The sequence below is a fragment of the Kitasatospora sp. NPDC057940 genome (assembly GCF_042887425.1).
Taxonomy (GTDB): Bacteria; Actinomycetota; Actinomycetes; order Streptomycetales; family Streptomycetaceae; genus Kitasatospora.
In genome coordinates, this window is the sequence record NZ_JBHVPH010000026.1 from 93917 (window position 1) to 114182 (window position 20266).

21 protein-coding genes and 1 riboswitch are annotated in these 20266 nt (G+C 72.0%); of the genes, 16 read left to right on the top strand and 5 right to left on the bottom strand.

Annotation, left to right across the window (positions count from 1 at the left end; translation table 11 throughout):
- Window positions 1-62: 62 nt before the first annotated feature.
- From ACFVTF_RS30435 to ACFVTF_RS30445, 3 genes are all read left to right on the top strand, one after another.
- The gene (locus ACFVTF_RS30435) at window positions 63-242 is read left to right on the top strand and encodes a DUF6104 family protein (protein WP_063347844.1); all 180 of its coding nucleotides are present in this window, start codon (window positions 63-65) and stop codon (window positions 240-242) included.
- Between the two features lie 225 nt (window positions 243-467).
- A complete protein-coding gene (locus ACFVTF_RS30440) occupies window positions 468-1376 on the top strand; it encodes a DUF4097 domain-containing protein (RefSeq protein ID WP_387817528.1) in 909 nt (302 codons plus the stop codon).
- A gap of 1 nt (window position 1377) precedes the next feature.
- Window positions 1378-2409: a PadR family transcriptional regulator gene (locus tag ACFVTF_RS30445; RefSeq protein ID WP_387817529.1), complete on the top strand. Its 1032-nt coding sequence runs from the start codon at window positions 1378-1380 to the stop codon at window positions 2407-2409.
- Window positions 2410-2562: 153 nt separating this feature from the next.
- On the opposite strand, the gene ACFVTF_RS30450 is transcribed toward ACFVTF_RS30445, so the two are convergent.
- Together ACFVTF_RS30450 and ACFVTF_RS30455 are read right to left on the bottom strand one after the other, a co-directional pair.
- A complete protein-coding gene (locus tag ACFVTF_RS30450; RefSeq protein WP_387817530.1) occupies window positions 2563-3525 on the bottom strand; it encodes a zinc-binding dehydrogenase in 963 nt (320 codons plus the stop codon).
- Window positions 3526-3648: 123 nt separating this feature from the next.
- Complete coding sequence (locus tag ACFVTF_RS30455; protein ID WP_363588855.1) at window positions 3649-4842, bottom strand: NADP-dependent malic enzyme; 1194 nt, start codon at window positions 4840-4842, stop codon at window positions 3649-3651.
- Window positions 4843-5851: 1009 nt separating this feature from the next.
- Here ACFVTF_RS30455 and ACFVTF_RS30460 point away from each other — a divergent pair.
- From ACFVTF_RS30460 to ACFVTF_RS30475, 4 genes are all read left to right on the top strand, one after another.
- A complete protein-coding gene (locus ACFVTF_RS30460; protein ID WP_387817531.1) occupies window positions 5852-6781 on the top strand; it encodes an ABC transporter substrate-binding protein in 930 nt (309 codons plus the stop codon).
- A gap of 37 nt (window positions 6782-6818) precedes the next feature.
- Window positions 6819-7793: an amino acid ABC transporter permease gene (locus ACFVTF_RS30465; RefSeq protein WP_350879646.1), complete on the top strand. Its 975-nt coding sequence runs from the start codon at window positions 6819-6821 to the stop codon at window positions 7791-7793.
- Window positions 7790-8587, top strand: a complete 798-nt coding sequence (locus ACFVTF_RS30470; protein ID WP_363588850.1) for an amino acid ABC transporter ATP-binding protein — start codon at window positions 7790-7792, stop codon at window positions 8585-8587. Before ACFVTF_RS30465 ends, ACFVTF_RS30470 begins: the two co-directional genes overlap by 4 nt.
- Window positions 8588-8700: 113 nt before the next feature.
- Window positions 8701-9291 (top strand): CGNR zinc finger domain-containing protein, encoded by a 591-nt coding sequence (locus tag ACFVTF_RS30475; protein WP_363588848.1) that lies wholly within the window; start codon window positions 8701-8703, stop codon window positions 9289-9291.
- A gap of 41 nt (window positions 9292-9332) precedes the next feature.
- On the opposite strand, the gene sodX is transcribed toward ACFVTF_RS30475, so the two are convergent.
- Window positions 9333-9767, bottom strand: coding sequence for a nickel-type superoxide dismutase maturation protease (sodX, locus tag ACFVTF_RS30480; protein ID WP_363588859.1), 435 nt, complete (start codon window positions 9765-9767; stop codon window positions 9333-9335).
- A gap of 223 nt (window positions 9768-9990) precedes the next feature.
- Between sodX and sodN the strand changes: the two genes are divergently transcribed.
- From sodN to ACFVTF_RS30515, 7 genes are all read left to right on the top strand, one after another.
- The gene (gene sodN, locus ACFVTF_RS30485) at window positions 9991-10386 is read left to right on the top strand and encodes a superoxide dismutase, Ni (protein WP_063347853.1); all 396 of its coding nucleotides are present in this window, start codon (window positions 9991-9993) and stop codon (window positions 10384-10386) included.
- Window positions 10387-10474: 88 nt separating this feature from the next.
- A riboswitch (cobalamin riboswitch) is annotated at window positions 10475-10614 on the top strand.
- An 89-nt stretch (window positions 10615-10703) separates the two neighbouring features.
- Window positions 10704-11786 (top strand): FecCD family ABC transporter permease, encoded by a 1083-nt coding sequence (locus tag ACFVTF_RS30490; protein WP_387817532.1) that lies wholly within the window; start codon window positions 10704-10706, stop codon window positions 11784-11786.
- Window positions 11786-12562 (top strand): ABC transporter ATP-binding protein, encoded by a 777-nt coding sequence (locus ACFVTF_RS30495; protein WP_387817533.1) that lies wholly within the window; start codon window positions 11786-11788, stop codon window positions 12560-12562. The genes ACFVTF_RS30490 and ACFVTF_RS30495 overlap by 1 nt, the downstream gene beginning before the upstream one ends.
- Before the next feature lie 22 nt (window positions 12563-12584).
- Complete coding sequence (locus ACFVTF_RS30500) at window positions 12585-13580, top strand: ABC transporter substrate-binding protein (RefSeq protein WP_387817534.1); 996 nt, start codon at window positions 12585-12587, stop codon at window positions 13578-13580.
- A gap of 77 nt (window positions 13581-13657) precedes the next feature.
- On the top strand, window positions 13658-14137 hold the full coding sequence (locus ACFVTF_RS30505; RefSeq protein ID WP_387817535.1) for a GNAT family N-acetyltransferase: 480 nt from the start codon (window positions 13658-13660) through the stop codon (window positions 14135-14137).
- A 249-nt stretch (window positions 14138-14386) separates the two neighbouring features.
- Window positions 14387-14797, top strand: coding sequence for an anti-sigma regulatory factor (locus ACFVTF_RS30510; RefSeq protein ID WP_350879653.1), 411 nt, complete (start codon window positions 14387-14389; stop codon window positions 14795-14797).
- Window positions 14798-14956: 159 nt separating this feature from the next.
- Complete coding sequence (locus tag ACFVTF_RS30515) at window positions 14957-15961, top strand: RNA polymerase sigma factor SigF (RefSeq protein ID WP_350879654.1); 1005 nt, start codon at window positions 14957-14959, stop codon at window positions 15959-15961.
- Between the two features lie 48 nt (window positions 15962-16009).
- On the opposite strand, the gene ACFVTF_RS30520 is transcribed toward ACFVTF_RS30515, so the two are convergent.
- A complete protein-coding gene (locus ACFVTF_RS30520; RefSeq protein WP_371517171.1) occupies window positions 16010-16438 on the bottom strand; it encodes a hypothetical protein in 429 nt (142 codons plus the stop codon).
- 50 nt (window positions 16439-16488) lie between these two features.
- Between ACFVTF_RS30520 and ACFVTF_RS30525 the strand changes: the two genes are divergently transcribed.
- Both ACFVTF_RS30525 and ACFVTF_RS30530 read left to right on the top strand, forming a co-directional pair.
- Entirely contained in the window at window positions 16489-17460 is a 972-nt protein-coding gene (locus ACFVTF_RS30525; RefSeq protein WP_363588834.1) for a diacylglycerol kinase family protein, read from the top strand.
- A gap of 383 nt (window positions 17461-17843) precedes the next feature.
- The gene (locus ACFVTF_RS30530) at window positions 17844-18095 is read left to right on the top strand and encodes a WhiB family transcriptional regulator (protein ID WP_014138019.1); all 252 of its coding nucleotides are present in this window, start codon (window positions 17844-17846) and stop codon (window positions 18093-18095) included.
- Between the two features lie 548 nt (window positions 18096-18643).
- On the opposite strand, the gene ACFVTF_RS30535 is transcribed toward ACFVTF_RS30530, so the two are convergent.
- Window positions 18644-20164 (bottom strand): PAS domain-containing sensor histidine kinase, encoded by a 1521-nt coding sequence (locus ACFVTF_RS30535; RefSeq protein ID WP_350879656.1) that lies wholly within the window; start codon window positions 20162-20164, stop codon window positions 18644-18646.
- Window positions 20165-20266 lie beyond the last annotated feature (102 nt).

Sequence of the window (20266 nt, forward strand, 5' to 3'; positions counted from 1 at the left end):
GGGGCCGCGGGCGTCCCCGACTATCCTGACCAGGTCAATCCCCACCGGACCGGAGTGAACCCGTGTACTTCACCGACCGCGGCATCGAGGAGCTGCAGAACCGGCGCGGCGACGAGGAGGTCACCTTCGAGTGGCTGGCCGAGCGACTGCGCGAGTTCGTCGACCTCAACCCGGACTTCGAGATCCCGGTCGAGCGGCTGGCCACCTGGCTGGCCCGGCTCGACGACGAGGACGACGAGTGACCGGTGCGGTGCCGTCGCACTGAACCGCTGACGAGGGGCCCGGCAGGCGATCGCCTGCCGGGCCCCTCACGCATCCGCGCCCACCCGTAGGGGGCGCCTCGGGGGCGGCTCCGGGACGGCTCCGGGGCGGGATCCGGGACGGCACGCTTGACTTGCGCGTCACGCGATATATCGTCTTTAAAAGAGAACGCGATACATCGCGATCGGCAACGGGAGGCGGCAGAGATGAGCCAGTGGACGGTCGAGGGTCCCGAGAGGATCACCATCGACGAGGCGGTCCGGGCGCTGCACGTGCGGATCATCGAGGGCACGGTGAACGTGGTGGCGGCCGAGGGCCCGGCCCGCCTGGAGGTCACCGAGCTCCAGGGCGAGCCGCTGCACGTGACCCTGGTGGACGGCGTCCTGACGGTCACCTACAAGGACATCAACAGCTGGGGCGAGTTCGGCGACCGGCTCAAGTCGGTCGACGCGGTCAAGGGCTTCTTCAGTTCCTTCAAGCGCAAGCGCGTCGCCGGCGTCACCCTGACCGTCCCGGCCGACGCCGAGGTCAAGGTCGGCACCGTCTCGGCCGGCGCCACCGTCTCCGGGATCACCGGGCACGTCTCGGTGCAGAGCGCCAGCGGCGACGCCACCCTGGTCGGCCTGACCGGCCGCACCGAGGCCAACACCGTCACCGGCGACGTCGACGCCCAGTCGGTGGCCGGCCAGCTCAAGGTCAACACCGTCTCCGGCCAGCTCACCGTCGTCGCCGGCACCGCCGACCGGATCCAGGCCAACGCCGTCACCGGCGCCGTCACCCTGGACCTCGACGTCGCCAACCCGGCCGACATCAAGGTCACCACCGTCAGCGGCCCGGTCGTCATCCGGATCCCCTCGCTGGCCGATGCCAAGGTCGAGGCCGGCTCCACCAGCGGCGACATCTCCAGCACCTTCGACGGCCTCAAGCTCAGCGGCAGCTGGGGCGCCAAGCGCCTGTCCGGCCAGCTCGGCGACGGCCGGGGCAGCCTCGCCGTGACCACCGTCTCCGGCGGCGTCACCGTGCTGCGCCGCCCCGACCCCGAGGACGAGGCGCCGGTGGTCGTCAAGGAGCTCCCGGCCGGACTCGGCAAGCCCGACCTCACCAAGGAGGCGTGAGATGACGCCCGTGTTCGGCCACGGCCGGCTCCGGCTCTACCTGCTGAAGCTGCTCGACGAGGCCCCGCGGCACGGCTACGAGGTGATCCGCCTGCTGGAGGAGCGCTTCCAGGGCCTGTACGCGCCCTCCGCCGGGACGGTCTACCCCCGGCTCGCCAAGCTGGAGCAGGAGGGCCTGGTCACCCACAGCACCGAGGGCGGCCGCAAGGTCTACCGGCTGACCGACGCCGGGCGCGCCGAACTGGAAGCCCGACAGGGCGAGTTGGACGACCTGGAAGTGGAGATCCACGACTCCGTGGCGCAGCTCGCCGGGGCGATCCGCGAGGACGTCCGGGACAGCGCCAAGGACCTGCGCGAGGAGCTGTGGCAGGCCGCCCGGCAGGCCCCCCGGCCGGACCGCGCCGAGGGCGGGGACCCGTGGTCCGGCCCGTGGGGCGACAACGAGTCCTGGCAGCGCGCCAAGGAGGAGTTCGCCCAGTTCAAGCGGCAGGCCAAGGACCAGGCCAAGCGCGCCCGGGAGCAGGAGAAGGCCGCCAAGGCCAAGGCGAAGGCCGCCGAGGAGGAGGCCCACCGGCTGCGCGAGCAGGCCAAGGCCTCGCGGACGGCCGCGCAGCAGGAGGCGCTGCGGATCAAGCGCCGGGTCGAGCAGCAGGTGCGCGAGCACGCCGCGAAGGGCGACTGGCCGACCGGCCTGGCCGAGGGCCTGGCCGAGCTGACCAAGGGCCTGTCCGGGCTGGCCGACGCGGCCCGCTGGGGCCAGCCGGCCGACGGGCCGGCCGAGGAGGTCACCGTCACCCGGATCGACCTGGACAAGGACGAGCCGACCACGCCGACCGCCCCGGCCGACCTGCCGCCGTGGGCGCGGACCGACCCGGACGGCGACCCGGCCCGCGAACTGGAGCGGCTGCTCGACCGCTTCCGCGACCAGGTCCGCGACGCGGCCCGGGACGGCGGCGTGAGCGGCGACAAGCTGGCCGAGGCCCGCTCGGTGCTGGGCTCGGCGGGCGAGCGGCTGAAGCGCCTGCTCGGCTGACCGGCAGGCCGCCGGACCACCACCGGCCCGGCACGCTCCGCGGAGCGTGCCGGGCCGGTCCGCGTCAGGGCCGCACCGGCGTCGGGGCCGGACGACGCCAGGGCCACAAGGCGTCACGGCGTCACGGCGTCACGGCGTCACGGCGTCACGGCGTCACGGCGTCAGCACGATCTTGCCGAAGACGTCGCCCTTGGCGAGCCGCGCGAAGCCGTCCCGGGCCTCGGCCAGCGGCAGCACCGAGTCGATCACCGGCCGGACGCCGCTGGTCGCGCACAGCGAGAGCAGCCCGGCCAGTTCCTCCTTGGTCCCCATCGTCGAGCCGACCACCTTGAGCTCCAGGAAGAAGATCCGGTTCAGCTCGGTGGCGCTCGGATTGGGGCCGGAGGTGGCACCGGAGATAACGATGGTGCCGCCCGGGCGCAGCGCCTTCACCGAGTGCGCCCAGGTCGCGGCGCCGACCGTCTCCATCACCGCGTCCACCCGGGCGGGCAGCCGGGCGCCGCTCTCGAAGGCGGCGTCGGCGCCGAGCTCGACCGCCCGGCGGCGCTTGGCCTCGTCCCGGCCGGTGACCCAGACCCGCAGCCCGGCGGCCTTGCCGAGGACGATCAGCGCGGTCGCCACGCCGCCGCCCGCGCCCTGCACCAGGACGGTGTCACCGGGCTTGACCCCGGCGTTGGTGAACAGCATCCGGTAGGCCGTCAGCCAGGCCGTGGGCAGGCAGGCGGCCTCTTCGAAGCTGAGTTCGGCGGGCTTGGGCAGCAGGTTCCAGGTCGGCACGGCCACCTGCTGGGCGAAGGTCCCCTGGTAGCGCTCGGTCAGGATGGACCGGGGTTCGTCCGGGCCCACCCCGTGGCCGCTCTGGCCGATCACCGAGTGGAGGACGACCTCGTTGCCGTGCTCGTCGACACCGGCGGCGTCGCAGCCGAGGATCATCGGCAGCCGTCCGGCGGGCAGGCCGACCCCGCGCAGCGACCACAGGTCGTGGTGGTTGAGGCTGGCGGCCCTGACCGTGACCACGCTCCATCCGGGGCGGGCCTGCGGCTCGGGGAGTTCACCCAACTCCAGTCCGCCGAGCGGGTCATCGGCGTCGATACGTGCGGCGTAGGCAGCAAACATGCTGCGGACGATAGCCGCGCCGGCCGGGGCCGGGAACCACGCGCGGGTGTGACGCGTGTCCCGGCCCCGGCCGTGTCGGCGGCGCCGCTGCTCCGGTCCTGCCCGGCAGCGGCGCCCGGATCGTCAGATCCGGGCCACGCCCTCGGCCCGGGCGGCCTCGGCGACGGCCTTGGTGACCGCCGGGGCGACCCGCTCGTCGAACGGCGAGGGGATGACCTTCTGCGGCGTCAGCTCGTCGGCGACGACACCGGCCAGCGCCTTGGCGGCGGCCAGCTTCATGCCCTCGGTGATCCGGCTGGCCCGCACCTGGAGGGCGCCGGCGAAGATGCCGGGGAAGGCCAGCACGTTGTTGATCTGGTTCGGGAAGTCGCTGCGCCCGGTGGCGACGACCGCCGCGTACTTGTGCGCGACCTCGGGGTGGATCTCCGGGGTGGGGTTGGCCATCGCGAAGATGAACGCGCCCGCGGCCATGGTCGCGACGACCTCCTCCGGCACGGTGCCGCCGGAGACGCCGATGAACACGTCGGCGCCGGCCAGCGCGTCGGCCAGGGTGCCCCTGAGGCCGGTGCGGTTGGTCAGTTCGGCGATCTCGGCCTTGACGTCGGTGAGGTCGCCGCGGCCGTCGTACACCACGCCCTTGCGGTCGCAGACCGCGACGTCGCCGATGCCCGCCGCCACCAGCATCTTGGCGATGGCGATGCCGGCCGCGCCGGCGCCGGAGATGACGGCCCGCAGCGAGCCGATCTCACGGCCGGTCACCTTGGCCGCGTTCCACAGGGCGGCGGTGGTGACGATCGCGGTGCCGTGCTGGTCGTCGTGGAAGACCGGGATGTCCACGGCCTCCTGGAGCCGGCGCTCGATCTCGAAGCAGCGGGGGGCGGAGATGTCCTCCAGGTTGACGCCGCCGAAGGAGGGCGCCAGCCGCACCACGGTCTCGACGATCTCGTCGACCTCGGTGCAGGCGAGCGCGATCGGCACCGCGTCCACGCCGCCGAACTGCTTGAACAGGATGGCCTTGCCCTCCATCACGGGCAGGGAGGCCTCCGGACCGATGTCCCCGAGGCCCAGCACGGCGGTGCCGTCGGTGACCACGGCGACGGTGTTGGACTTCCAGGTGTAGTCGTTGACCAGCTCCGGCTGCTCGGCGATGGCCGTGCAGACGCGGGCGACACCGGGCGTGTAGGCGAGGGACAGGTCGTCCGCGTCGCGCACCGGGACGGTCGCCCGGATCTCCATCTTGCCGCCGCGGTGGAGCGCGAAAACGGCGTCGACCGGATCGACGGTGTCCTGGGTGCTGCTGATGATCTCCGCTGCCACGATGACCTCTTCGTCATTGATCTGGCGAGGGTGCGCGACCGACGGACAGGACGACCCGTCCGGAAACCGGAAACCGGGTACGCCGAAGCGGACCCGGGGGGCTGGGTCGGGGCGCTGCCGTCGGGCGGCGCCCTCGGATGAGGGTTTTATGGGTCTTGTTGGTCCGCGTAGTGCTTCCGGGCCGAGCGTAGGACGGACCAAGGCATCGCACCTATGCCTTTTCGTCCTCGTCACGTGCAGTTCATCGCCGAGCTGTCGCCTCATTGGGGCCCGGCGTCGGAAGCGCCGGGCTCCGGCGGCGGCAACGGTGATGGCGGCACGCGCACCCGCAGGAGTGAACGCAGACGCGCTGGGGAGTCGGCGTCCCGGATACGGAGCCACGTGATGACTTCCGTTCCCGGACACCCCGAGCCTGTCGGGGCTCGGCGGTCTGGTTCGAGCGTTCGGGGGTCACCCGGTACCGAATTCTGACACACCCGCCGCCGGGCCCGGCAGGGCGGGATGGCCGGATCGCGTGTCCGCCATTCCGCGTACACCCGCGCGTCACCGTGGCGGCCGCACGCCCCCGCGCCGTGGCCGACGGCGGCATCCGCGCCGGGGCGGCGGGCCTCCGGGCACCGGGCGGAGGGATCTGCATACTTATGCACGGGGTGACAGGAACACGGAATAAGTCCGAATAGCGGACAGCCCGGGCCCTCGTTATCCGATTTTGATCTGGATGAGGGCCATCTGACCGTCCACAGATGGCAGGATTCCCCCCATCTCGGATCGAGCCGGCCACTGGTCGAGGCGGTTCGCTCGACGTCCACCTCGGCGGAGGGTGGCGGAAGCAGTACCCCGTAGCAACCTGTGCGGCCCTGCCGCGCAGGCATCGCACCACCCGGCCCTGCACGTACGACGACGTACAGCGAAATACACCCGTACAGCGCCGCACGGCCCTGCCAGCCCGGTGTGCCGCCCCCCGCGGCGCGCTCCGCCCGCCCCTCTCCCTCAGGAGGAGATCCCCCTCATGACCCCGCGTACCCAGCGCACCCGGCTTCTCGCGGCCGGCGCGGTCGCCGCCTCCGTCACCCTCGTCCTGACCGGCTGCAGCAGCAGCAAGAGCGACGGTGGCAGCGGCGCGCCCAACGCCTCCACGACCGTCAACGCGGTCAAGGCCGACGACAAGCTCGCCGCCCTCGTCCCCGCCGACGTCAAGTCCTCCGGCAAGCTCGTGGTCGGCGCGGACGCCTCGTACGCGCCGGACGAGTTCAAGGACGACAGCGGCAAGGTCATCGGCATGGACGTGGACCTGGCCAACGCCATCGCGGCCAAGCTCGGGCTGAAGGCCGACGTCCAGGACTCCGGCTTCACCGCGATCATCCCCGGCATCCAGTCGAACAAGTTCCAGCTCGGCATGTCGTCCTTCACGGACAACAAGGAGCGCGAGCAGATCGTCGACATGGTGACCTACTTCAACTCCGGCAGCGCCATCGCGGTCAAGAAGGGCAACCCCGACAAGGTCGACCCCGCCGACCTGTGCGGCAAGAAGGTCGCCGTCCAGACCGGCACCACCCAGGCCGACGAGATCAAGGACACCCGCAACCCGGACTGCGCCAAGGCCGGGAAGCCGGGCATCCAGAACGACGGCGACAAGTTCGACCTCCAGACGGACGTCACCAACGCCGTCGTCTCCGGCCGCGACCAGGCGATGATGGCCGACTCCCAGGTCGTCGACTACGCGATCAAGCAGGCCGGCGGCCAACTGGAGAAGCTCGGCTCCACCTACGGCGTGGCCCCCTACGGCGTCGCCGTCGCCAAGGGCTCCAAGCTCACCCCCGCGATCCAGGGCGCCGTCCAGTCGCTGATCGACGACGGCACCTACAAGCAGATCCTCACCAAGTGGGGCGTCGAGTCCGGCGCCCTCGACAAGTCGACCGTCAACGGCGCCGTGAACTGACCGTCCGCCTGCTCCATCTCTCCCCCGAGGCCACACCGTGAACTCTCTGGACAAGGGGAAGGCGGAGGAGGGACGGCCTGAGACCATCAAGGCCGTCCCGGTCCGCCACCCCGGACGCTGGGTGGGCGCCGTCGTCATCGCCCTGCTCGCGGCGATGCTGCTGAGCGCCCTCTTCACCAACCCCGCTTTCAAGTGGGACATCGTCGGGCAGTACCTGTTCCACGACAGCATCGTGCACGGCATGGTCGTCACGCTGGAACTGACCGTCCTCTCCATGCTGATGGGCGTGATCGGCGGCATCGTCCTCGCCGTGATGCGCCTGTCCCCGAACCCGCTGCTCTCCGGCACCGCCTGGATGTACATCTGGGTCTTCCGCGGCACCCCGGTGCTGGTGCAGCTGGTGTTCTGGAACTTCCTCGGCCTGATCTGGGCCAAGCTGTCGATCGGCGTCCCGTGGGGGCCGGAGTTCTGGTCCGCGGACACCAACGTCCTGATCCCGACCTTCGTCGCCGCCCTGCTGGGCCTCGGCCTCAACGAGGCCGCCTACATGGCGGAGATCGTCCGCGGCGGCATCCAGTCGGTGGACGAGGGCCAGACCGAGGCCGCCCACGCGCTCGGCATGAGCCGGTTCCAGACCATGCGCCGGATCGTCCTGCCCCAGGCCATGCGGGTGATCATCCCACCGACCGGCAACGAGACCATCTCGATGCTCAAGACCACCTCGCTGGTCAGCGTGATCTCCCTGGAGGAGATCTTCCGGGCCGGTCAGGTCATCTACTCCCGGAACTACCAGAACATCCCGCTGCTGATCGTGGTCAGCCTCTGGTACCTGTTCTTCACCTCGCTGCTGACCATCGGCCAGTACTACATCGAGCGCTACTACGCCCGCGGCTCCAACCGGACCCTCCCGCCCACCCCGTTGCAGCGGCTGCGGGGCCTGTTCGCCGGGAAGCCCGCCCCGAAGACCGGCGCCGACGTCGTCCCGGGGCTCGAGGGAGGTGGTCACGTATGACCGACCTGAGCAAGACCCCGGCCGCCGCCACCGGACAGCCGATGGTCCGCGCCGAGGGCGTCCACAAGTCCTACGGCTCCGTGCACGTGCTCAAGGGCATCGACCTGGAGGTCAAGCAGGGCGAGGTGTTCTGCCTGATCGGCCCCTCCGGCTCCGGCAAGTCGACCTTCCTGCGGTGCATCAACCACCTGGAGAAGATCAACGGCGGACGCCTCTGGGTGGACGGCGAACTGGTCGGCTACCAGCAGAAGGGCGACAAGCTCTACGAGCTCAAGGACCGCGAGGTCGCCGTCAAGCGGCGCGACATCGGCATGGTCTTCCAGCGCTTCAACCTGTTCCCGCACATGACGGCCGTCGAGAACGTCATGGAGGCGCCGGTCCAGGTCAAGGGCGAGAGCAAGGCCGCCGCCCGGGAGCGGGCGATGGTCCTGCTGGAGCGGGTCGGCCTCGCCGACAAGGCGAAGAACTACCCCTCCCAGCTCTCCGGCGGCCAGCAGCAGCGCGTCGCGATCGCCCGCGCGCTGGCCATGAAGCCCAAGCTGATGCTGTTCGACGAGCCCACCTCGGCGCTCGACCCCGAACTGGTCGGCGACGTCCTCGACGTCATGCGCGGCCTCGCCGAGGAGGGCATGACCATGGTGGTCGTCACCCACGAGATGGGCTTCGCCCGCGAGGTCGGCGACGCGCTGGTGTTCATGGACGGCGGCGTGGTGGTCGAGTCCGGCAACCCCCGCGAGGTGCTCACGGACCCCCGGCACGAGCGCACCCGCGCCTTCCTCTCCAAGGTGCTGTAGAACCGTACCGACCGGCGCCCGGCAGGCTGCTCCTGCCGGGCGCCGACGTTTTCCCCACCCAGGTAATAGGCTGGACGCAATCAGCCCGTTACCGACCTTCTGGAAGGACCTCCGTGGAGCTCGCCTCTTACGCCGATCTCGCCGTTCGGCTGGTGAACACCGAGGAGCCCGGGCGCGGCACCGACACCCTGACGTCCGTGGACGCGGTGCGCGGCCTGTTCTCCGACTCCTCGCGGGCCGCCGCACAGGCCGACGAGTCCGACCTGCCCCGGCTGCGGGCGGTGCGGACCAGGCTGCGCGGGGTCTTCGAGGCCGCCGCCGAGGGCGACGAGATCCGGGGCGTCGACCTGCTGAACAGCCTGCTGATGGAGTACCCGGTCAGCCCGCTGGTCTCCGGGCACGACTACCTGGACGACGCCGGCCGGCCGCGCTGGCACCTGCACCTGGCCGACAACTCGCCCACCGCCACCGCGCACTTCAGCGCGGTCGCCTGCATGGGCCTGGCCGTCCACCTGACCGAGCTGGGCGCCGACCGGCTCGGCATCTGCCAGGCCGCGCCCTGCCGCAACGCCTACCTGGACACCTCGACCAACCGCTCCCGCCGCTACTGCTCGGACCGCTGCGCGACCCGCGCCAACGTCGCCGCGTACCGGGCCCGCAAGCGCCAGGAGGCCGAGGCCGCGGCACTCGGCGCCGCCGGCTAGGCACTGGCCGGGCCGGGCAGGGCAGGGCAGGGCTCAGAGGGTCAGAGCTCGTCCGCCCAGACGCCCAGGCGGCGGGCCAGGCCCGGCACCCGGGCCAGCCGGGTGCCCAGCAGCAGCCGCTCCAGCCGCCGCCCCGGCGCCAGCCAGGCCGGGCGCGGGCGCAGCCGCAGCAGCACCCGGCCGAGCACCAGCTCGTCCGGGACCGGGCCGTAGCTGCGGCTGTCGCTGTCCACCGGCCGGTTGTCGGACAGCAGCCACCAGCCCCTCGGACGCCGCTCGGCGGCCCGCTTCACCACCAGCAGGTCCTGCTGGAAGGGGTGCCGGAAGAGCACCACCGCGCCGGGCCGGATCGGCGCGCCGTAGCGCACCAGCAGCTGGTCGCCCTCGCGCAGGGTCGGGACCATCGACGGGCCCGCCACGTCGACCAGCCCGAACGGCACCGCGCCGCCGCCCCGCCCCCGGGGTTCCGTGCCCATCGGTTCCGCGCCCGCCGGTTCCGTGCTCCGCGCCACGACTCCTCCTCCCGGACCGCCCGGTCCCAGTCTGCCGTACGGACCGTCACCCCGTTCGATCCGTTCGATGTCCGGATTACCCCGGTTCCGGGTCCGCCTTTTGCCCTAGGCCCACCGCCCGATCGCGAAACCCCGGGTGCGGAAGGGTAATCTCGGGCGCGGGAAGACGATCTAAGGAAGGACTCCCATGTTCTCTCGTCTGTTTGCACCGCGCGCCACCGCCCACGCCCACTGTGACCTGCCCTGCGGCGTGTACGACCCGGCGCAGGCCCGGATCGAGGCCGAGTCGGTCAAGGGCACCCAGGAGAAGTACCAGGCCAACGAGGACCCGGCTTTCCGCACCCGCGCCCTGATCATCAAGGAGCAGCGTGCCGAGGCCGTCAAGCACCACATCTCGGTGCTGTGGAGCGACTACTTCAAGGCCCCGCACTTCGAGAAGTACCCGCAGCTGCACCAGCTGATCAACGACACCCTGAAGGCCGCCTCGGCCGCCAAGGCGTCCACCGACCCCGCCACCGGCCAGGCCCTGCTGGACCTGATCGCCGAGGTCGACAAGATCTTCTGGGAGACCAAGCAGGCCTGAGCCTGACGCGTCGCCACCCGACCGCCCCCGTCCGCGAGCCCGGACGGGGGCGGTCGTGCGTCCACGCCCCATCCGGGCCCGGTAAGGGTTGCCTAGCCTTTGTGGCTGTTATGCTGCCAGGGCGTCCGAGGGGGAAGTCCGGTGCGAATCCGGCGCTGACCCGCAACGGTGAGCGCGGCCCTGGTGGCCGCGCCAGCCCGATCGCCCCCGGCCGCTGAACTCCCGACAACTCGCCGTGGACTGCGAGGGGATGGCGCCCGGACCCGCCCCCGACCGGTGCCTCCCCCGCGCACCCGCGGCCCGAGGCAAGGCGCACCGTGAGCAGCACCGCAGCCGCGGGCAGTGGCGCAACGAGCCCGCCCGCCCGCCGAATACCCGCCCTCCCGCTCGCCGTCGGCCTGGCCGCCGCCCTGCTGCTCTCGCTGCTCTGCGGCGTGGCGCTGGGCGCCTCCGGGATCGGCCTGCCCCGCGCCCTGCGGCTGCTGGCCGCCGGGCTGACGGGCGGACGGCTGGAGGCGGAGGAGGCCGCCGCCTACGCGATCGTCTGGGAGATCCGGCTGCCGCGCGCCGTACTGGCCGCCGTGGTCGGCGCCGGGCTGGCCGCCACCGGGGTCGCCGTCCAGGCCCTGGTGCGCAACGCGCTGGCCGACCCGTTCGTGCTCGGCATCTCCTCCGGCGCGGCCGTCGGCGCCAACGCCGTGCTGCTGCTCGGCGCCTTCGCCTCGCTCGGGGTGTGGGCGATCTCGGCCTCCGCGTTCGGCTCCGCGCTGGTCGCCATGGTGCTGGTCTACCTCGCGGCGCGCACGGCCTACGGGCTCACCCCGCTGCGGCTGGTGCTCACCGGCACCGCGCTCTCCTACGGCTTCTCCGCCGTCACCGCGCTGATGGTCTTCGCGGCCGCCCGCGGCGAGGCCGCCCGGGACGCCATGATGTGGCTGCTCGGCAGCCTCGGCGGCGCCACCTGGGGCTCGGTGCCGATCGCCGCCGCCACCGTGCTGGCCGGCCTGGCGTACCTGGCCTGCGCCGCCGGCCGGCTGGACGCGCTCGCGATGGGCGACGAGACGGCCGCCTCGCTGGGCGTGGACCCGGACCGGCTGCGCCGCGAGCTGTTCGTGGTGACCGCCGCCGTCACCGGCACGGTGGTGGCCGTCAGCGGGGCGATCGGCTTCGTCGGGCTGATGGTGCCGCACCTGGCCCGGATGCTGGTCGGCGCCGGGCACCGCCGGGTGCTGCTGGTCGCGCCGCTCGCCGGGGCGCTGCTGCTGGTCTGGGTGGACATCGTCTCGCGCACCCTGCTGGCGCCCGCCGAACTGCCGGTCGGGGTGGTCACCGCGGTGCTCGGGGTGCCCAGTTTCCTGCTGCTGATGCGCCGTCGCGGCTATTCCTTCGGAGGCCGCTGATGGATCTCGCCCTGGACTCCGTCTCGGTCGAGCTGGCCGGCGCCCGGCTGGTCCACGACGTCACCCTGGACGCCGCCGCCGGGCAGGTGGTCGGGCTGGTCGGGCCGAACGGCAGCGGCAAGTCGACGCTGCTGCGCTGCGTCTACCGGGCGCTGCGGCCGGCCGCCGGGGCCGTCCGGCTGGACGGCGCGGACCTGCACGCGCTGACCACGCGCGAGGCCGCCCGGCGGGTGGCCGCACTCCCCCAGGAGCACTCCGCCGAGTTCGACTTCACGGTGGCCGAGGTGGTCGCCATGGGCCGGCTGCCGCACCGGCGCGGTCTGGGTCCTGTCCTGGGCGGCCCGGGCGCGGACGACCACGCGCGCTGCACCGAGGCGCTGCGCAGGGTCGGCGCCGAGCAGTTGGCCGAGCGGGGCTTCCTGAGCCTGTCCGGCGGCGAGAAGCAGCGGGTGCTGATCGCCCGCGCGCTGGTCCAGGAGCCCCGGCTGCTGGTGCTGGACGAGCCCACCAACCACCTGGACATCGCCCACCAGTTGGACGTGCTGGCGCTGGTCCGGGAGGCCGGCCCGACGGTGCTCACCGCGCTGCACGACCTCAACCTGGCGGCCGGCCACTGCGACCTGCTGTACGTGCTGCGGGCCGGCCGGATCGTCGCCTCGGGGCCGCCCGCCGAGGTGCTCCGACCCGCCCTGCTGGCCGAGGTGTTCGGCGTCCGGGCCACTCCCGTCCGGCACCCGGTGACCGGCGCCGTCCAACTGCTCTTCGACCGGATCTGACCCACCCCCCGAAGGAACCCCCGTGCGCACCAAGGCCGTTGCCATCACCGCCCTGCTCACCCTCGGGCTCACCGCCTGCGGCGCCGAGATCGCCCCGAGCGGCGACGCCACCGCCGCCTCCGCCCACTACCCGGTGACCGTGGAGAACTGCGGCACCAAGCTCACCTTCCCGCAGAAGCCCGCCCGGACGGTGACCAACGACGTCGGCATCACCGAGCTGATGCTCGCCCTCGGCCTGGCCGACCGGATGGCCGGCTACGTGATGCCCGACGACAAGGGCCGGGTCGACCAGGTCGCCTGGAAGGACGGCTACCAGCAGACCACGTGGCTCTCCAAGAAGGAGATCACCAAGGAGATCGTGCTGGGTGCCAAGGCCGACCTGGTCTTCGCCGGCTGGCACTACGGCTTCGACGAGGGCCGCGGCTTCACCCCGCAGGCGCTGGGGGACCTCGGCATCCCCTCGTACGTGCTCAGCGAGTCCTGCCGCAGCGGCAAGGGCACCGAGCGCGGCGTGATGTCCCCGCTGGACGCGCTCTACACCGACCTGGCCAACCTCGGCGAGATCTTCGACGTCCGCGACCGGGCGGACAAGCTGGTCGCCGGCTTCAAGGCGCAGGTCGCCGCCGCCCCGCAGCCCGAGCGCCGACCGTCCGTGTTCCTGTACGACAGCGGGCAGGACAAGCCGTACACCGCCGGGAAGTTCGCTGCGGCCGACGAGATCATCGCCAAGGCCGGCGGGACCAACGTGATGGGCGACCTCGCGGACACCTGGGTCACCGCCGGCTGGGAGAGCGTGGTCCAGCGCGACCCCGAGGTGATCCTGATCAACAACTACGGCGAGACCGGCGCCGACGCCAAGCGCGCCTTCCTGAAGTCCTTCCCGCCGCTGGCCGGCGTCTCGGCGGTCAGGAACGACCGGATCTTCGTCCTGGACTACGTCGACCTGGTGGAGAGCCCGCGCAACCCGGCCGCGATCACCGCGCTGGCCGACTATCTGCGCACCGTCCCCGCCCGCTGACCCGCCTGCCCCCGCCTCCCGCCCGGGCCCCGATCCGGGCCTGGGCCGGAGGCGGGGGCGCGCAGTAGGCTCGCGGCATGATCCGCACCGCCGTCGTGACCGACGTTCCCGTCATCCTCGCCCTGATCCGCGAGCTCGCGGAGTACGAGAAGGCCCCGCAGGAGGCCGTGGCCACCGAGGAGCAGCTGCGCGACGCCCTGTTCGGCGCCGACCCGGCGCTGTTCGGCCTGATCGCCGAGGACGACGCCACCGGCGAGCCGGTCGGCTTCGCGGTCTGGTTCCTCAACTTCTCGACCTGGCGCGGCACCCACGGGATCTACCTGGAGGACCTCTACGTCCGCCCGCAGTCCCGCGGCGGCGGCCACGGCAAGGCGCTGCTGCTGGAACTGGCGCGGATCGCCGTCGAACGCGGCTACGCGCGGGTGGAGTGGTCGGTGCTCGACTGGAACACTCCCTCGATCGACTTCTACAAGTCCCTCGGCGCGGTGCCGATGGACGGCTGGACCGTCTACCGGCTCACCGGCGAGGCGCTCGCCGCCGCCGGCGGCGGACACTGAACGGACCGTCCGAACCCCTGCCACCCTGCGTCGCGATGGCTTACCATGAGTGACTCCCGAGCCCCGGCCGGCGTGCGGAAGGCGGTAAGGTCTCAGGCGGATACGCGGCGTCCGGTCGCCCCGCGAAGGGTATGACCGGTACGTACCGCACCACCCCTCTGGACAGTTGGGGCGAAGCAGTTGAGCCAAGCAACAGACAGTGCCGCGGCCACCGGCCCGGAAGCACAGCGCGTCACCCAGGAGGTGAGGGTGTCCCAGATCGACGGCGAGCCCGGAGTGCAGGACTTCGTGGAGGTCCGGCTGCCCGCGGCGGGTGCCTACCTCTCGGTCCTGCGAACAGCGACGGCCGGCCTGGCGGCACGGCTCGACTTCACCCTCGACGAGATCGAGGACCTGCGGATCGCGGTCGACGAGGCCTGCGCCATCCTGCTCCAGCAGGCGGTGCCCGGCTCCGTCCTGACCTGCGAGTTCCGGCTGGTCGGCGACTCGCTGAAGGTGACCGTCGCCGCCCCCACCACCGACGGGAAGGCGCCCGAACGGGACACCTTCGCCTGGACGGTGCTCTCCGCCCTGGCCGGCGAGGTCGACTCCTCGGTCGGCGAGGACAAGACCGTGTCGATCAGCCTGCACAAGAAGCGCGGCGGCCCCGTCGCCCACTAGCCGGGGCGTCGACCAGCACCGCACAAGGGCCGTCCGCCAGGTCCCCGATCAGGGGCCGGGCGGGCGGCGCCCGGTACCGCCCCCCACGCGGTACGACCAACGAGACGATGCCGGGGCCCGAGGGCCCCGGTGCTCCCGGAACGGAACGGGGGAATGGCCGTGAGTGATCTGGACCGTACCGGCCTCGCGACGGCGGGACCTGCCGTACCGACCCAGGCGAGCGTTCCTGGCCTCGCCGCCAACGACGATGCGCACCCGAAGGACGCCCACCGGATGAGCCACCCGACCGAGCCGACGTCTGAACCGTCGCCCGCATCCCCGCCCCCGTCCGATCCGGCGGACGAGGCCGCGGACCTGCGCACCGCGGTGCCCGTCCAGGCGCCGGCCCCGGCCCCGCACCGCTCGGGCGCACCGGACCGGGAGGCGGCCCGCGCGCTGTTCGTCCGGCTGTCCGCGCTGCCCGACGGCTCCCCGGAGCGCGTCGAGCTGCGCAACCAGCTGGTGCGGATGCACATCCCGCTGGTCGAGCACCTGGCCCGGCGGTTCCGCAACCGGGGCGAGCCGCTGGACGACCTGACCCAGGTCGCCACCATCGGCCTGATCAAGTCGGTGGACCGCTTCGACCACGAGCGCGGGGTCGAGTTCTCCACCTACGCCACGCCGACCATCGTCGGCGAGATCAAACGGCACTTCCGCGACAAGGGCTGGGCGGTCCGGGTGCCGCGCCGCCTCCAGGAGCTGCGGCTGTCGCTCACCACGGCGACCAGCGAGCTCTCCCAGCGGCACGGGCGCTCCCCCACGGTGCACGAGCTCGCCGAGCACCTGGGGATCTCCGAGGAGGACGTCCTGGAGGGCCTGGAGTCCGCCAACGCGTACTCCACGCTGTCCCTGGACGTCCCGGACAGCGACGACGAGTCGCCGGCCGTGGCGGACACCCTCGGCGCCACCGACGAGGCGCTGGAGGGCGTCGAGTACCGCGAGTCGCTCAAGCCGCTGCTGGCCCAACTGCCGCCCCGGGAGCAGAAGATCCTGGTGCTGCGGTTCTTCCGGAACATGACCCAGTCGCAGATCGCCGCCGAGGTGGGGATCTCCCAGATGCACGTGTCCCGCCTGCTGGCCCGGACCTTGGCCCAGCTGCGGGAGAAGCTCCTGGTCGAGGAGTAGGACCGACGGCCGCTCAGCCGGCGGCCGGCCCCCGACGGCCCTGTGCGCTCAGCCCTCGTGCGACGCGTACAGGGCCGCCGTCGACTTCGGGTTCAGCAGCGCGCCGATGCCGACCAGCCCGAGCAGGGCGACCAGCACGCCGACGCCGATCATCGCGCCGCCGCTCTCCAGCATGTAGTACCCGATCGGCAGGCAGATCGAGTTGGTGAGCACGGCCGGGCTGCGGCCCCAGCGGCGCTCCTTGAGCAGCGCGCGGGCGGCCAGCACCGGCAGCACGCCGAGCAGCACGATGACCAGGCCGCCGAACTCGTTCAGGGCGAGCTGCTTGGACTGCCCGGACAGCGCGGACACCATGTCCCAGACGCCGACGACGGCCAGCGCGGCGCCCTCCAGGGCGGTGATGGCGGCGCCCACGGTCAGCGGCAGGGGGCGGGCGGGGCCCGCCGTGGGTACGGGTGCGGAGGATTCTGCGGTCACTCCAGCAGGGTAGCCGCCGGTTGGTCCGTACCGACCCGTAGGCTTTCCCCATGCGCGCTCTCCTGGTCGTGAACCACAAGGCCACCACCACCAGTGGCCGCACCAGGGACGTACTGATCCACGCGCTGCGCAGCGACCTCAAGCTGGAGGTGGCCGAGACGCAGTACCGGGGCCACGCCCGCGACCTGGCCCGCGAGGCCTCGGAGGACGGCACGGTCGACCTGGTGGTGGCGCTCGGCGGCGACGGCACCGTGAACGAGGTGGTGAACGGGCTGCTCGCGCACGGCCCGGGCGAGAAGGTCCCGCGACTGGCCGTGGTGCCGGGCGGTTCGACCAATGTGTTCGCCCGCGCGCTGGGCCTGCCCAACGACCCGGTGGAGGCCACCGGCGCCCTGCTGTACGCGCTGGAGCACGGGAGCGAGCGGCCGGTCGGCCTGGGCAAGGCGATGACCGACGGGCTCCCGGACCGCTGGTTCACCTTCACCGCCGGCCTGGGCTTCGACGCCGGGGTGGTCGGCCGGGTCGAGGAGCAGCGCCGGTTGGGGCGCAAGTCCACCCACGCGCTCTACGTGGGGCAGGCGCTGCGGCACTACGTCACCCAGCGTGAGCAGCGTCGTTCCGGCCCCGTGGCCCTGGAACTACCGGGCCGCGAGGGCGTGCCGGGCCTGGCCCTGGCCATAGTCAGCAACACCTCGCCGTGGACGTTCCTCGGCAACCGCCCGGTGTACCCCTCACCGCTCGCCTCCTTCGACACCGATCTCGACGTCTTCGGGATCACCCGGATGACGGCGTTCGGCACCGTCCGAACGATCCGTCAGATCCTGCGGTCGTACGCCTCTTCGAGCGAAGGCGCCCCGCCGGCCGGCCCGTCCGGCAAGCACGTCGTCTCCTATCACGACGTCAGACACTTCACCTTGGTTTCAGAGGAACCGGCCCCGTTCCAGGTTGACGGGGACCACCTTGGAGACAGGAGTCGCGTCAGTTTCACAGGCGTACGGCGGGCACTGCGTGTGATTGTGTGACCGGAAGGGGGTTTCACCCTTCTTCTCGAACGCACAAGCCCCCTTCACTCCATAGAAGTACTGGCTGTGAGCTAGGCGACACCGAAGAATCAAAAATTCCTCCCTGAAGGGGGTTGTATCCGGGCCCGAGGTTTGCGAACCTCTACATGGCGATCGGGACGCATCGCAGCGACGGCAACCTCAGAACCTGACGGGTGTCGACCGCGGAGCGTCCCTCGAATCGCCGAATCCCTCCCTAGCACAGACCACCCGGGCCCCGGCGGGCCTTTGGTCTCTTTTGCTATTGCGGGATTCGTGAAAGCGTTCACATTCACAAGCCACATTCACAAGCCATCGATTATGCCGACCGGGTGACCCCCGCCGGCAGGAGGAGTTGGACGACCATGGACTGGCGCCACCGCGCTGTCTGCCGCGAAGAGGACCCGGAGCTGTTCTTCCCGATCGGGAACACCGGTCCTGCTCTGCTGCAGATCGAGGAAGCCAAGGCCGTGTGCCGCCGCTGTCCGGTCATGGAGCAGTGCCTGCAGTGGGCTCTTGAGACCGGCCAGGACGCCGGCGTCTGGGGCGGTATGAGCGAGGACGAGCGTCGCGCGATGAAGCGCCGTGCCGCCCGCAACCGCGCCCGCACCGCCTGATCACACGCCGTAACACCAGCAGTAACCGAAACACCGATCAACACATGATCAAAGGCTTCCCTGCACCTCCTGGTGAAGCCTTCCGCACAAAGGGCCTTGCCTGGCGAGGTCCCGCGACACCGGACCGTCCAGCCACTTGATACTGTTCACTTAGAGCAATATCGTGGAGCTGTGGCGCTCACCGTGTGCAACGCACGGGCGAGGTGTCGCACCACCCAGAGCCCCCGTTCCGGCCGACTCCCCCCGACGGCCGGAACGGGTTGAGAGGCCCTGTCGACCCACCCCCCCCGGTCGACAGGGCCTCGTTTCTGTTTTCGCACCCCGGTCCGTGTGCGCGCCCCGGCGCGCCCGCACCCTGGCACGCCCCCGCGCGGGCCGACCCGTGCCGGGCTCGTGGAGTGGGCACCCGGCGCTTTCGCCGAGTGCACGCCCCCACCGCGCGCCTCGATGCACCTTTTCGCGGACCGCACCGCAGGCCGCGCGCGGACCGTACGCAGACCACACCGCGGGCCCGCACCGCGGACCGGTACCGCGGACCGGCCGGCGGATCAGCGGACCGGGATCTCCAGGACCACCTTGGTGCCGCCGTCCGGACCGGCCACCATGTCGAAGGTGCCGCCCAACTCGCCGGTGGCCAGCGTGCGGACGATCTGCAGGCCGAGGTTGCCGGCCGTCTGCGGGTCGAACCCCTCGGGCATGCCGCGACCGTCGTCCTGCACCGTGATCAGCAGGAACTCCTCCGGCCGGGCGCCGCCGTTCCAGCTGTCCGACCAGCCCGCCCCGGTCGCCGGGGCCCGCCCGCGCAGCGCGCTGACCTCCAGGTTCCCGGAGGCGGACGGGCCGAAGGCGTGCTCCAGCGCGTTCTGCAGCAGTTCGGTCAGCACCATCGACAGCGGGGTGGCCACCTCGGCGGACAGGATGCCGAAGCTGCCGCTGCGGCGGGTCGCCACCCGGCCGTCCTGGGACAGCTCCATCACCATCGCCAGCACCCGGTCGGCGATCTCGTCGAAGGCCACCTGCTCGTCCAGCGCCTGGGACAGCGTCTCGTGCACGATCGCGATCGAGCCGACCCGGCGCACCGCCTCGTCCAGCGCGGCCCGGCCGGCCTCCGACTCCATCCGGCGGGACTGCAGCCGCAGCAGGGCGGCGACGGTCTGCAGGTTGTTCTTCACCCGGTGGTGGATCTCCCGGATGGTGGCGTCCTTGGTCATCAGCTCGCGGTCGCGGCGGCGCAGTTCGGTGACGTCCCGGCAGAGCACCAGCGAACCGGTCAGCGTGCCCTTGGGCTTGAGCGGGATGGCCCGCAGGGTCACCACCCCGCCCTGCACCTCGACCTCGGTCTGCCGCGGCGCCCAGCCGCTCGCCAGCTTCACCAGCGCCTCGTGCACGGCCGCCCGGGAGGGCGGGACCAGTTCGGCGGTGGCCCGGCCCAGGTGGCTGCCGACCAGGTCGGTGGTGAGGCCGAGGCGGTGGTAGGCGGACAGGGCGTTGGGGCTGGCGTAGGTGACGATGCCGTCCGCGTCGAGCCGGATCAGGCCGTCGCCGACCCGGGGGGCGGCGTCCATGTCGATCTGCTCGACGCCGTGGAACGGGAAGCTGCCGGCAGCGATCATCTGGGCCAGGTCGGAGGCGCTCTGCAGGTAGGTGAGCTCCAGCCGGCTGGGGGTGCGGACGGTCAGCAGGTTGGTGTTGCGGGCGATCACCCCGAGCACCTTGCCCTCGCGCCGGACCGGGATGGACTCGACCCGGACCGGCACCTCCTCGCGCCACTCCGGGTCGCCCTCGCGCACGATGCGGCCCTCGTCGAAGGCGGCGTCCAGCAGCGGGCGGCGCCCGCGCGGGACGAGGTGGCCGACCATGTCGTCCTGGTAGGAGGTGGGGCCGGTGTTGGGCCGCATCTGCGCCACCGAGACGTAGCGGATGCCGTCCCAGGTGGGGATCCACAGGACCAGGTCGGCGAAGGAGAGGTCGGAGAGGAGCTGCCACTCCGAGACCAGCATGTGGAGCCATTCCACATCGGCCCCGGTCAGGGTGGTGTGGCGGCGGACGAGTTCGTTCAGCGAGGGCACATGGCGAGGGTAGCGCCGCCGGTCGGGGCGGGGCGCGGCGGACCGGGGAACGGGATCATGCGCCGGGCCTGCGGCGGAGCCCGCTGCCCGAAGTTGTCCAGA